13 protein-coding genes are annotated in these 12,691 nt (G+C 36.3%); 1 reads left to right on the top strand and 12 read right to left on the bottom strand.

Features of this window, described 5'->3' with window-relative positions:
- Nucleotides 1–11 precede the first annotated feature (11 nt).
- The 11 genes from RTX21_RS16135 to RTX21_RS16185 form a co-directional block, all read right to left on the bottom strand.
- Complete coding sequence (locus RTX21_RS16135; RefSeq protein ID WP_312769259.1) at nt 12–299, bottom strand: hypothetical protein; 288 nt, start codon at nt 297–299, stop codon at nt 12–14.
- Between the two features lie 158 nt (nt 300–457).
- Nucleotides 458–766, bottom strand: a complete 309-nt coding sequence (locus tag RTX21_RS16140) for a hypothetical protein (RefSeq protein WP_312769261.1) — start codon at nt 764–766, stop codon at nt 458–460.
- The gene (locus RTX21_RS16145; protein WP_312769262.1) at nt 766–2,952 is read right to left on the bottom strand and encodes a zincin-like metallopeptidase toxin domain-containing protein; all 2,187 of its coding nucleotides are present in this window, start codon (nt 2,950–2,952) and stop codon (nt 766–768) included. The genes RTX21_RS16140 and RTX21_RS16145 overlap by 1 nt, the downstream gene beginning before the upstream one ends.
- Before the next feature lie 114 nt (nt 2,953–3,066).
- The gene (locus RTX21_RS16150) at nt 3,067–6,969 is read right to left on the bottom strand and encodes a hypothetical protein (RefSeq protein ID WP_312769264.1); all 3,903 of its coding nucleotides are present in this window, start codon (nt 6,967–6,969) and stop codon (nt 3,067–3,069) included.
- Between the two features lie 135 nt (nt 6,970–7,104).
- A complete protein-coding gene (locus RTX21_RS16155; protein WP_312769265.1) occupies nt 7,105–7,302 on the bottom strand; it encodes a hypothetical protein in 198 nt (65 codons plus the stop codon).
- A gap of 16 nt (nt 7,303–7,318) precedes the next feature.
- Nucleotides 7,319–8,818, bottom strand: coding sequence for a hypothetical protein (locus RTX21_RS16160; RefSeq protein ID WP_312769268.1), 1,500 nt, complete (start codon nt 8,816–8,818; stop codon nt 7,319–7,321).
- A 3-nt stretch (nt 8,819–8,821) separates the two neighbouring features.
- Entirely contained in the window at nt 8,822–9,352 is a 531-nt protein-coding gene (locus tag RTX21_RS16165; RefSeq protein WP_312769269.1) for a hypothetical protein, read from the bottom strand.
- 20 nt (nt 9,353–9,372) lie between these two features.
- Nucleotides 9,373–9,534 (bottom strand): hypothetical protein, encoded by a 162-nt coding sequence (locus tag RTX21_RS16170; protein WP_312769270.1) that lies wholly within the window; start codon nt 9,532–9,534, stop codon nt 9,373–9,375.
- Nucleotides 9,535–9,781: 247 nt separating this feature from the next.
- Nucleotides 9,782–10,819, bottom strand: a complete 1,038-nt coding sequence (locus RTX21_RS16175) for a patatin-like phospholipase family protein (RefSeq protein WP_312769271.1) — start codon at nt 10,817–10,819, stop codon at nt 9,782–9,784.
- Between the two features lie 143 nt (nt 10,820–10,962).
- Complete coding sequence (locus tag RTX21_RS16180; protein ID WP_312769272.1) at nt 10,963–11,340, bottom strand: hypothetical protein; 378 nt, start codon at nt 11,338–11,340, stop codon at nt 10,963–10,965.
- Nucleotides 11,341–11,522: 182 nt separating this feature from the next.
- Complete coding sequence (locus tag RTX21_RS16185) at nt 11,523–11,732, bottom strand: hypothetical protein (protein ID WP_312769274.1); 210 nt, start codon at nt 11,730–11,732, stop codon at nt 11,523–11,525.
- A 159-nt stretch (nt 11,733–11,891) separates the two neighbouring features.
- On the opposite strand from RTX21_RS16185, the gene RTX21_RS16190 reads away from it, so the two are divergent.
- A complete protein-coding gene (locus RTX21_RS16190; protein WP_312769276.1) occupies nt 11,892–12,359 on the top strand; it encodes a hypothetical protein in 468 nt (155 codons plus the stop codon).
- Between the two features lie 67 nt (nt 12,360–12,426).
- Here RTX21_RS16190 and RTX21_RS16195 read toward each other — a convergent pair whose 3' ends face one another.
- Nucleotides 12,427–12,690: a hypothetical protein gene (locus RTX21_RS16195; protein ID WP_312769278.1), complete on the bottom strand. Its 264-nt coding sequence runs from the start codon at nt 12,688–12,690 to the stop codon at nt 12,427–12,429.
- Nucleotide 12,691 lies beyond the last annotated feature (1 nt).

The following is a 12,691-nucleotide window of genomic DNA, read 5'->3' on the forward strand; positions in this document are numbered from 1 at the left end:
TACTCTTAAAGTTAAAGAGTATAAGAATCGTGTCCTAACAAAGTTAGCAACTCCACCCTCCCGTTTACAATAATTGTATGACCACTATTTTTTCCGACAACCTCAACTTTAAGACCAATATTCTGGTATTTTTCTTCCAGCTCTTTTATCATTTTTTGGAGAACAGGTTTTTTAAACTTCTGTCCACCATCAGATTTATTGGTCATTCTTTCCCTATCCTGTCTGGCTTCTTCTCTTCTTTTCCTCTTTAATTCTCTTGCTTCATTTCTTTTCTTAACCCTTTTTTCCGGAGCTGTCAAAGCATTATCCGCAACCTCTTCTCCAAAGCCGAAAACTTCATCTATGAACTTATTAAGGTCTGTAAAGATGGCTTCACTTCCTTTCTTTAGTCTGGCAGAGATAAAGGTAATAAAATCTATAAGCAGTAAAAAACCGCTTCGGATGAAGCGGTTTAAAATTAAGGTCTTTTACTTTGTACAAAATATTTATCTTTTTCTTCATCATAACCTAAATTTATTGAGCCATTACGGATTGATATTTTTCTTTTAGCTATCTTAGAATCATCATTAATATCTATAAAACCATAAATATATCTACCAAAGTCCTCTAAACCATAAGGAAAACTAATTAACCATTTATTGTACTCTTGATATTCTCCTTTCTCTATATATTTTACACCAATTTCGGCATTTACATCATATAGAAAATTAATATCTGTCATTATTTTAATTCCTAAAGCCAATGCTTCTTCTTTTGTTAAGTTCATTATTTTGATATTTTTTCTAATTCTTCTATTATTTTATATTCTGCTCCTTCTCTGCCACACGATTCTTTGTAATATTTGTAAGAGTCTATCAATTCTTCCTGTGTCCAACGATGCTTTTGTTTCCAAACCCTTTCCCAAACTAATTCTTCTGCTGTCCAGTTGGGTAAACTATTAAATCCTTCAAAACCATACTTTTTAAAATCATCAATATGCCACATCTCGTGTTGTATAGTAAGCTCTGTTGCATCATCCCTTAAAAACATTATTGGTGGAATCTCGTGAGTTCTGCAACTTGCCAAAATATCATTCGGATAGCTTGTCCATCTTTTATAACGTTCTGGATGGCTTCTTTTGGTTACAATTTCTACTTTTAAATTAATATCTACATATTTTTCTTCTATGCTTTTAGCAATTTGTCTTAAAGTACTTCTTCTATATCGTTGTCCTCCTCCTGCTCCTTTTTGTACTTTCCTAAAAATCTCTTCATCATCACCAGAAAGATAGCCTCCGTTTTTCTTTCTCTCAAGTCTTTCTGCTTGTGCTTTCTTCTTATCTCTAAACCTTTTCTCCGCAGGCGTAAGCGCATTATCCGCAACCTCTTCTCCAAAACCAAAAACCTCATCTATGAACTTGTTCAAATCTTTGAACAAAGCTTCTGAGCCTTTCTTCAGTTTGGCAGAGATAAAGGTAATAAAATCTATCAGTCTGTCAAGCAGTTTTTTGGTAACTCCCGCTATTTTATTGATGCCTGCTTCCACTTTTGCCAACGGGTTTTTGATAAATGCTGCTGTGCTTTCTAATAGTTTTGCAACGGCAGCCGTACCTCCTGTAATGAGTGTTTCTACAATAATGTCTATAATAAGTCCCACAATGTAGCCGAAATAATAGGCTATGCTTTCCAGAGAAACGCCTGTTACATTTTCCAAGACCCAGTTTGCCATTTTGATGACGGTCCTTATTTCAAAGCTGATCCAGCGGATAATAAAATCGGCATAATCAAAGGAGAAGATGCCCTCCATCATATTCTCCATCAGTTCCAGAAACATCTCGCCATAGTCTGCCTTGCTGGCACCAACATCTGCCATAGCAGCCACTGCCTCAAAGAGGAAACCAATCAAAGAAAACAGACCGGCAATGATGTCTATAAAACTATTATAAATCCCACAGAGAAGTGCATTGGCGGTCTGAAAACCTTTGTAGACCATCGCCTGTATACCTGTGGTAGGGTTTTTAAGATACTTCTCTATCTTATCGAACTGGGTAAAAAATCTGCTGACAGAATGTTTTATCTTTTTGAATAAGAGTTCTGGGAAGAATTTTAGTGTCATTGCCTGATCCAGGATACCAAGAAAATACTTTTTAGCAGAATCTATTTTCTCAAACAAGGACGAAACAATTTTGGTGATGACCTTCTTCTGCCCTTCCAACCCAACGTAGGGATTATTTGGGGAATCTGTATGTTCAAAATATCTCTTCAGTTCCTTGTAGACAGCCTCGGGAATCAATGCCGGCTCATAATTTTCTTTTTCAGGATTCCATCCGTTTTCCGGGATACGCCAGCTTGCGATATCACCAGCAATATCCTTTTTGAAATAGTCTGCAGCTGCGGATAATATCCCCTGTGTATAGAAATTAAAGATCTTGCTAACTGCAGCATCTTTTAGCCCAAGAAACCAACTAATGAAACTGACCTTGTTGCGGTAAATCCCTTCTTCAATTAATTTTTTCAGGACTTTGGGTGTTATGGTAACTTCTTGTTTTCTTACAAAGCTGAGAATATCAGCAAATTCAGAATCCTTCTTCGTAAGGTCGGAACCTGCGACAGCCCGAAGAACGGTATTGGTGTTATACTTGTCATCAATTTCCAGAAACAATATCAGTTCCTTGCTCTGCGGAACAGCCTCCAGATATCTTTGGAGAAGAAATGCTCCATTTTTGCTGGCGAAAAGTACCAGATCTGTATCTCCAATTTTCTTACTAAATCTGGATTTGTATAACTGGACCTCTTCTATTTCTTTATCAAGTATAGGGTCATCTGTATATATTTTATAACCTTTCCCTGTAGCAGTCGGCTTACCTTCATAATAGGTGTTAGCAATCTGCTGCGAGGTAAGCAGCTTGAGTTCCGGCGGTGATTTTTGTACAGGAAATACCGGAGCCACCTGATCTAAAACTAATGTGCTCATATTTTATATTTTAATTAAAAAGGGCGGCTTAGAAAACCGCCCCTCTAATGGATTAAACAAATGTGATTATTCTAAAGCTTGTTTCAGATCATCCAAAGAAAGTTCTGATACTACCTAATCATCTTCCGTGGTCAACTGCAGAGAATCCTCGTCCAATCCGATCTTGGCCACCTGCTTGTCGGCTCCGGATTCTATCATTGCATTGGTATTTTTGAAATTACTTTCTGTAATGACTTCTTCCGGATTTTCAAACAATGCAGGGTCTTCTTTCGTGAATGGAAGTGCAGATGAGACCGTCAAGCCAATACTCTGTGCCTGAAGAATAGTAAGCGATGTAGGAAGTCTTGTGATCCAAGGTTTACCTTGTGCTTCTCCTTTAATATCTTTCATCTCATCTACAATAGACAGATACATTGGATCTCCAATCACCGGAACTTCTCCACCATTCCACAATCTGCCAGTTGCCATATAGAACTGGACTGCATCTTCGAAACCCGGGCGAACGGTAACCACAACTCTTGCCATCCCACTTCTAAGGAAAGAACGGAACAATGGATCTATATTCTCGGACTGGTACATATCATCCCAATCGTCTCTCTTGCCCCAGTAATATGGGTAATAGTTGTAAGACATAATATCCCACTCAAAGGCCTGCTCCATGAACTTAGCCAATGATGCATAATCGTCTAGTCCTGTTCTGGTAACTTCAAATTCTTTTACCGTAGTTCCTGTGTAAAGTTCTTTTCCTAATACTTTATTGTTTTTGGAAACGCTATCATCTACTAGATAAGCGATACTGTTGTGTTTAAGAACTTCCTGCTCTATCTGGCGATAGAACATTGGATTGCCATCTTTGATACTGCTTGCCTTCGCATCTTCTTGTGCAATTTTGTCATTATATTCTGCTAATGCATCTTCGTAGGCTTCTATGATTGCGTTGAAGGTTTTTTGCTGGTACTGTTTTTTTGCTTCTTCAGTAAGCTCACATTTAACATCTAAACTCCCTTGAATAATAGGGCTTTCGCCAGTAGCAAAAGAAAACTCAAGTCTTTCTTTAACATTTAGACCAGATATAACTCCTCCTTTTTGCGTTGTTTGAACATCCGTAATCCATTCTGAGGATATACCAGCAACAGAAATAAAAGCTTGATGGTATCCTTTAAAGCCATGTGGGTAAGTATTAAATAAATATCTTACTTCTGTAGCAATATATCCTTCAGGTATAATAACTTCCCCATTTCCGTTTACAATTTGAGTTTTTTCTTCGTCTTTACCAGAAAATGCAGAATCTCTACCACTAAATGATTTAGTAATATTACAATATTCACTTAGTTTTTCTTCAATTTCAACATTATAAGTGCTAGTCCAACGTTTTAAAACCTTCTCGTCGCTTAAATCTGTATAATCTTTCATTGTCAAGTTGTCAGCTGTTCTAGGATCTACCGGTTTCTGAATCACTTTTTTAACAGAAGCTGCCGCCAATGTATGTAGCTTGGATGGCTGTGGGATTGCAAATTCGAACATCAATCGTTTTCCGTAATTCCAAACCTGATTTTTCATGAGTTTATCTACCCATCTGTAAACGCCTACTACATGCTGATTTCCCTTTCTGTTGTCAAAACCATGTGTATTGTTTTCCTCAAACTCTTCAATCATTTTCTCAATACGCTCCTGATGGACTTTTGTAACCACCCTGTCTAGTGCTCTCACTGTTACATCCTGAGCCTGAGTAACTGCCTGCCTCATGCTATCTTCTTTGGAACGGTGGTTTGCATAACTAGCTCCTAATTGTGCAGAGAAATTCCCAAAGCTTGTATTGTTGGAATAACTTGTATTGGCATTGATTCCAATATCTGTAGCTTCCTGAAGAATCTTTGCTATCTCGGACTGCATCTCAAAACGGCTGGATGTTGTCGTATCTGTAGACCTTTCTCTCTCTTTATCAGAAGATGATGTTTCCGTAGTTTCGCTTCTTCTCAGTCTTCTTGTGGACTGACTACGGTATTCGCGAGCCATGATATTCTCTATATTCGCAACTTCCCCTTCTACGTAAGCGTGGGTTGTCTGCTCTACCTTAAGATAATCTGCAATACCCAATCTTTTGATACCGAAACCTTTTGGGACGAAAGTATTGTTTGTGCTTACTGGTGTATTGGTATTGCCTGGGTTTTCTGGTTCACTAGGATTATCTGGGTTTTCGTTACCTGGATTTGTTGGCGGTGTATATGGCATTATATAGCAATTGTATCCAAACGTAGAATATTGACCAGAGGCTGCATTAATTGGATAATTAGAATCTCTAATTAATGTGAAATCCATATGATAATCCTTACCGTCTGAGAGTTTAAGTATCCCTGAAACGGTAAATCCACCTTCGCTGACATCATTTGGCTGTATAAAACTTTGATTATTAAATAATCTATAGGAAGCAGAGCCGATTTTATCCAACTCAGTACTTTTAATTTCCTTACTTTTCCCTTGAGCCTTATAATCCGCAGAAACAATGCTAACATTAGAGGCTTGAAATGTCACAACAACACTCCACATATTCGGCGCTACGGTAAGTGTTTGAGCCATAAACATGTAATTTTCTGATTTATCTTGTACCTCTTCATTATTAACAGGAATCAAAACACCTCCAACACTTGCATACTGTTGTTTTTCAACTTCTGTATTTTGATAGATCGTGTCATTCAGATCAGATAGTTTTGCATTGATGGTCTCAAGCATTTCATCAAAATTCTGGTTCTCATCTGCTGGAAGGATAAATTGGTCATCACCAATTGCTACAATATTTTCCTGCAATACTTCTCCATTATTCAATCTTCCAGACAGGCTTTCACTCTCAGCATATTCCCCTATCAGATTTACAAAAGACTTTAATGAATTTTCTGATAACTTGCTTTGTAAAAAACTTATATCTCTTTCTTTTCGGAACTCGAATTGAAACTCTGGTACTTCCGGTTTTGCCACTTGGCTCAAAGCTAATTTTTTAGCAGCTGCTGTCATTTCTTCTGTAAAAGTAGCCTCTACTTCCAACAGTGATTGATCATAATCATCATAAAGGGGCTTTATCAAATTCTGATAGTCTTTGGAAGCTAGACCATAAGCCTTGGAATATTGTTTTCTATAAATATTCTGAGCTTTGGTAAGATCTTTTTTAAGATCTTCCAGCTGTGTTTTTTCAGAAGAAGCCAAAGCCACTTTCTGACGTTTCAGCATAGATTCTGTTGGTAGATATGTTGCGTCTACTGCTACAGAATTCTCGACATTCTGCTCTTGAACTCTATTGGCATTCGCTCCTTTTATAGCATCATTAGAGCCCACCGCGCTTGTACCTACCGTAAAGTCTCTGTTTTGCTGTACAGTTGGTACAGTGGCAGAATCGACAAAAAGGAAATCTGGAATTACAACCTTGGCAGTTGCGAGCTCTTTTTGTTTTTCCTTCTTCTTTTCAGCGTTGGTTTCTGAAGAAAAATAATCTTGATTCTCTACATAATGGATCAGTTGCAATAGTTGCGACATAAGCTCTTTCAAGTAGAAATCTTCTTGCATCACAATCTGATAGATAATAGTGGTCCATATGTACTGCATATTGGGTTGTGTATTCCGTACATCATTCAAATCATCTTCTGATAATGATTCTACTCCTTCCATAGCAAATTTCTTAACTATTGAGTATAGATCTGTATATAACTCTTTAAAATGCTTTTCGCTTTTTATCCTGTTCTGAAACCATTCCGGATTGCTAATAATTTTTTTAATATAGTAATCTATTTTACTGGGTGCAAGGTTTGGGTTTTGATTCCATTGAATGGCCAATTGGTCAAAAGTAGTCTCTTCAACATTATCATCTCTGAAAATAAATTTCAGATTACCCTCTTTTTTTGCAAGCTGAGGATTTCTAAGGCTTACAAATCTGAAAAGTGTTTGTGTTGCAGGATTGGCTACTGCTTTCTGATTTTGATCTACCGGAACTGCAGCTTCCGGATTCGTGTTGTTCTTTTCTGTTGTCATTTTTTTGATTTTTTTAATTGTTGTTATTTTGATTTTTAGACATTCCTTTGCCTGTTCCAATGTTTATTAGTATTGGAATATTTGTAGGAATGTTTTTGTTAATTGTTTTTTTTCTCGGACTTGAGAAAGAGTAAATTATTCTAAAAGATTATCTTCTATTAGATTATTTTCTGAAATATAATCTTCCAGCTCTTGTTCTGTATCGAACTCGGCAGTTGCTAACCCATCGGGAACATATGTTGTTCCGTTGTCCAGCATTTTTAACTTAATTGCTCTTGTCTCGTTATCGTATATTACGATATATGATTTTGTTAAGACTTTTGTTTCTTCCATAACGATTATTTAAGATTTATACATTTACTGCTACTACTACACCTTTTTCCCTTAATACCTCAATCTTGGCTAAACCTGCAGAAGATGGTGCGGCACAAGATCCTTTTATTGAAATAACCTTCGTTCCATTTGACAACCAGCTAGTTGCTGCAAGATCAGTCAACAATTGATCTACCATGGATTGAGTCAATACGGCACGTCCAGCAATATTTACATAGCTCATATTCGCTTTAAAAGATTGGGAGGAATAACCATTCAGGGTATTATTACCTGTGATATTGATTGTGGTTGCACTGGGAATAAGTGAAAAGATATTACCTGTTAAAGTATTTTTCCCTGATATTGTGAAACTTGTACAATTTGGAAGAAACCCTATTGCAGATATTGTATTGTTTCCAGTAATTGCAACTGTAAATTTTTTGTCCGTTGTTTTTATAACTCCCGCTATTGTATTATTTCCTCCGATTATCAGAGTATCAATAGATGGTAGATATGTGTCAATATCTATCGATCCTGACATATTGTTATTTCCTCGAATCGTCAACTCTTTACAAGCCTGTAAAACAGGAATATTGCCTGATAGTGTATTATTGCCTTCAATATGAATGGTTGAACATAGAGACAAATCAGGAATGGTCCCTGAAATAGTATTTTTTCCTAATATTTTAAGATAGTTTAAACTATTTGTCCATATTGGAGGAATAGAACCTGAAAGAACATTTGACCCTTGTAATGACAAATGTCTTATATAAGGATTCAAAGTCGATAAATTCTGACCAATGGTATTTCTACCTAGTCTTGAAAATTCTTCGACCCAAACAGGTATGGCGCCGGTTATATTATTAGTAGTATTGGGTCTGTCTCCTCCTAAATTTATGATTTTACAACTAGTAGGAATATAGGATAGGTCTCCAGAAACATTTAAATAGGAATTACCTGTATTTGTAGCTAACTGTCCTGTTCTCAGGTACTCCAAAACAGAATTTGATGGTAACAAGTTTAAGTTGAAAGAGGCTGTAGTTAAAGGATAATCTACCTGGTGAAGATCCAATTTCTTTAATTTATCTCCACATTTAGTAGCCCATTCCCCTGTAATTTTACCTTTATAGATGTCAGTATTATTACTCCCATAACAATAATGTACAAGATAAAAAGATTCACACTCAGTAAAATAGTCCAATATGTTAGAATCTATTGCAAGATTTCTTACTGTTCCTGTTTGAGTCTGTTCATTATAATTGGATAAGCCAATGTTTATACTTATTTCTTTTATCTTTTTAGGATTGTTGAAAATTTTTATTTTTCCATTAAATAGTGGATTAAAGTTTCTAACAACATAAGAACCTTTAGTACCATTAATAGAAACACCATCTGTAAAACTGAATTTGGTCTTGTAAATAGCATCATCAAAAGATAAAAAATAGGGACCGTTATTGCCATTTCCAAAATGTGTGCTATCTATACAATCTATAGCATAATAGCTATTATGCGCTTCATATTGTTCAACTATATTCATGATCTAGGTGTTAAAAATTCTTACATAATAATCATTTCCTATCCGTTGCAACTTGGCGGTACTACCTACTCCCCCATTTAAGACGTTTGTATAATCCACAGATTTGATACTTACTCCCGAACCATTCTTGATTGTAATGCTTCCTGTACCAGCCTTTGTAATGGTACACATAAAATCCCGTTCAGAAGATTGCAAACATTGTAGATCAATATTGCTTGCCCCATTATTGATCACTACATTTTTCCCATGCATCTTTAAACCACTTACATCTTTACTATTTGTGTCAATGTTTGATGTTGCATCGATTGTGATCTGTGATGGTTCAACAAGTTTTGCTTTCCAGCTTGTAATATTTTCTGCAGAAAGGTTTTCTGCCGTTTTGTCAGCTTTGGAAGAGACATCGATGTTCAAATTGTCCATGGGAATTTTTTCGTCCTTGTGCCAATAGGAATCCATCCAGTCAGAAAAATGTTCTTGTTCAGGTTTGTCCCCTGTTTCAAATTTTTCTTTTAAATAGCTAATTTCTCGTTTCATAAAATTTTAATTTTAAAAGGTTAATAAATAATATCATTCTCAAAGTCTTCCCGGAAGAAATTTTCTATCTCGTCCAGATCATAGTCGTAGTCTAGATCTACGTTCTCTATGTCTTCCCAGTCTATACTGTAGATAGCATCTTGCGGGAGTTCTTCGGGTATGTTGTGTGTTTTGTTTTCCATATTATATTGTGAGTTTTGGGAATAGTTTTCCTTACCAGCTATTTTTGCTGATATCCTAAGTGATCGGTTAAAATTTGGTTTAGATCAATTCAAGGCCCTGAATGATGATCCAAAAGTAGAAGTTGGTGGCGACAAAACTCGTCGCATTAAATTTTATTTTTGATTAATTTTTTCATCATTTGTATTCGTGTATTTTGCTTTTTCTATACCTCAAAGATATCTTGCAGAGGCGACAGAACTCGTCGTGTTATATTTTATTTTTGATTAATTTTTCTGCAATTTCATTGAGAAGTACGTTGTTCTCCTCAACATAGCTCAGGCCAGCCTGTATCAGGGCTTCCAAGTGTTTTTTCTTCACATTGTCCATTTCCGGAGAAGCGGATTTAAGCGACGGATTGATCCTGTAATAATTCTGCCTGTTACGTTTTCCTAGCGTCATAAACATTTGTTTCAGTTGATAATCTACTGTCTCTGCATTTGCGGAAAGAAGAATATCTATAATTGGGTTGACCCAAGCCAGCTTTCCGGCATTCTGATATTTCTTGAAAGGATAACTTTTCATCTCTGTTCCCGTTCCGATAGAGATGATCATCATATCATTTACAGAAGGATAATTGGGTTTGAAAGGATTTTCAAAAATATTGGCGAAGGGTATCTTCCTGGCTTCTGCATAAGCACATAAAGTGGGGTTATTGGAAAATACACCACCATCGATCAAGCTGAAGATCTGGCCGTAAGACGACCTGATCTGGACAGGAGAGAAGTAAGTCGGCGCAGCAGAAGTCGCCCTGCAAACATCCCTCACAAAAAAATTCTGCTGACTCTGTTGTGCATTGATGGTATTGAAGAGTTTAGCCTTTCTGTTTTCGATATCATAGCTGGTGATGAGAGACGGTTTTATAAAATCTTTCAGTTCCAGGTCTCCAAAGAAATCCTTCAGTTGTCTTTCAAGATTATCCTGAGAGATCTTCTCGCTGAACAGACCAAAAGGATTGATCAGGCTTTCCCAAAGTGAAACATTGAAGATGTCTTCTCCCTTTTCCGTATAAAGGTCAAACGCTTTCTGGATAGAATATTTGGCTTTTCCGTTGATATCCGGACAAAGTAGGACGGAAGCGAGAATCCCACCGGTGCTGCTCCCTGCGATCATGTCAAAATAATCTCCGAGTTTTGCATTGGGATTATCTTTCTGCTGAAGAAGCTCTTCCAGATAGCGAAGAACGATGCAGGAGATAATTCCTCGGATTCCGCCGCCGTCTAAAGAAAGTATCGTGATCTTTTTCATTTTTCTTTTATTTTAATTTGCTGTGATTTGATATTACAAATGTAGAGGCGGGTGGCGACAGAACTCGTCGTGTTATATTTTGATTTTAAATATTTTTTGAATAAAAAACCGCCCAGGAAACTGAGCGGTTGTTAATTATTATTTTAAGCTTTGGGAGGTTTAGATTTTGGCTTAGGAGAGTCGTCCACATTCACGCCCCAGTCTGCCAGCTTTTTGGGATTATCGCCGAAGGTGGCTTTCAGCAGGTTGATGCTTTGTTTGACCGCCTTGGTCACGTCCGGCATCTGAAGGTCTCTTGTGGCGTATTGCTTCTCCATCTCACCTTTGTGGAACTCCGCATCTGCGTGCGCCTGTAGTCCTATGGTGATCTTTGGCTCTACGGTTGTCCAATCTACATCCTCCAACAGCAATAGCGGGCTTTTGTCGCCCAACTCCATGTGTTTGTCATATATTGTTTTGGCTATGTCCAGATGTTCTTTTGGGTTCTTGCTAAGTATGACCCGTCCTTTTGTTCTACTCATTTGTTTTGTTTTTTTATGTTAATATTAATAAACGAATACAAACAAATATATTAAAATAATCATACGAAAAATCCAAAGGAATAATATTTTCACTATAATAATTAATTGAAGTAAAAAAAACAAATTATCACAAGCGTTATTTTAATGTCGGAAATAGCACATCCGTCAGCGGAAATAACGTATCATGTATTGGATTTGGTAATTCCATTATTGGAAATGACATATCGCTCGTTGGAGATGGCGAATCTTATAGTGGATTTGGCATTTTCGTTAATTGAAACGGCATATCTGTAATTGGAGATGGCGAATCTGCTATTTACAACAGTAAAGTAAAAAGCACGGATTGCAAACCCCGATGTCGCGGATTTGTAATCCGTGACAATATCCAACATCAATTCTCGAAAATATTAAAAAAGCAATAACACTTTCTGTTACTGCTTTTATTTTAATCATTGTAATAAGCACGGATGGCAAATCCGAGCTATCGGGTTGATACTTTTGTGGCATTTCTTTGTGAATTGACTATGTTTGTACAAAACAAAATCATTTTTATGAAAAAAATATTATTCATTTGTATCCTCTTTTATAGCTTCTCACTGTATGCACAAAACATTAATGATGTTATAGCTCATAAAGAAATGGGACCTCCCCCTCCTCCTGGACCAGGAGATGTTAATGGACAACCCGCAAAAGATAAAATCTTTTATGAAGTAGATAAAAAAATAACATTTGATACTAAAAATTTATCTGATTCTTTTGATCATTCTATTATTGACCAAAAACACAAGCCAACTGAAAACACTTTTATTGTTTCTTTCGTTTCCGAAGTACATAAAGATATATCCGACCTAAAGATAGAAACAGGCAAAAACCAAGAGATAATTACAGGATTAAAAAGAATGCTTCTGCACTATCGTTTTTATCCTGCTACTGTTAATGGATGGTTTGTTCGAAGCTATTGCAAGCTAAAATTTATTTTTGATTATGATAACAATTCAATAAAAATAATTGTTTTATAAAACGTATCAAAAATGAAGAAAGCAGCACTATTAATGGCTGCTTTCTTCATTTTTGATGTTAATAAAATTATTCTCCTTCTTTTATTTGTCCTGTTTTCAGTCTTATCTGATGTCTTACCTCCAAATCTCTGGCTTGTTGCTCAGGAGTCATTAAATCCCATTCTAATTGGCGGATTTGTTCCAAATTACTAAAGTACTCTTCCCTTTCTTTGCTAATTGTCAACCTATAAGCATCTAATTCTTCATCTGTATCAAATCCAACAAATATTATTTTTGAGAGTTCTTTATTTCTATTTTTTAAAAAATCTAATTTTTCTTGCAAATTTTCCATC

It is taken from the genome of Epilithonimonas sp., from assembly GCF_032054305.1.
Classification (GTDB): Bacteria; Bacteroidota; Bacteroidia; order Flavobacteriales; family Weeksellaceae; genus Epilithonimonas.

Bases quoted from the DNA above. Each gene is read 5' to 3' on its own strand.
- RTX21_RS16180 (WP_312769272.1), bottom strand. From the start codon at position 11,340: ATGAGTAGAACAAAAGGACGGGTCATACTTAGCAAGAACCCAAAAGAA.
- RTX21_RS16160 (WP_312769268.1), bottom strand. From the start codon at position 8,818: ATGAATATAGTTGAACAATATGAAGCGCATAATAGCTATTATGCTATA.
- RTX21_RS16155 (WP_312769265.1), bottom strand. From the start codon at position 7,302: ATGGAAGAAACAAAAGTCTTAACAAAATCATATATCGTAATATACGAT.
- RTX21_RS16140 (WP_312769261.1), bottom strand. From the start codon at position 766: ATGAACTTAACAAAAGAAGAAGCATTGGCTTTAGGAATTAAAATAATG.
- RTX21_RS16170 (WP_312769270.1), bottom strand. From the start codon at position 9,534: ATGGAAAACAAAACACACAACATACCCGAAGAACTCCCGCAAGATGCT.
- RTX21_RS16190 (WP_312769276.1), top strand. From the start codon at position 11,892: ATGAAAAAAATATTATTCATTTGTATCCTCTTTTATAGCTTCTCACTG.
- RTX21_RS16165 (WP_312769269.1), bottom strand. From the start codon at position 9,352: ATGAAACGAGAAATTAGCTATTTAAAAGAAAAATTTGAAACAGGGGAC.
- RTX21_RS16145 (WP_312769262.1), bottom strand. From the start codon at position 2,952: ATGAGCACATTAGTTTTAGATCAGGTGGCTCCGGTATTTCCTGTACAA.
- RTX21_RS16150 (WP_312769264.1), bottom strand. From the start codon at position 6,969: ATGACAACAGAAAAGAACAACACGAATCCGGAAGCTGCAGTTCCGGTA.
- RTX21_RS16175 (WP_312769271.1), bottom strand. From the start codon at position 10,819: ATGAAAAAGATCACGATACTTTCTTTAGACGGCGGCGGAATCCGAGGA.
- RTX21_RS16195 (WP_312769278.1), bottom strand. From the start codon at position 12,690: ATGGAAAATTTGCAAGAAAAATTAGATTTTTTAAAAAATAGAAATAAA.
- RTX21_RS16185 (WP_312769274.1), bottom strand. From the start codon at position 11,732: ATGTTGGATATTGTCACGGATTACAAATCCGCGACATCGGGGTTTGCA.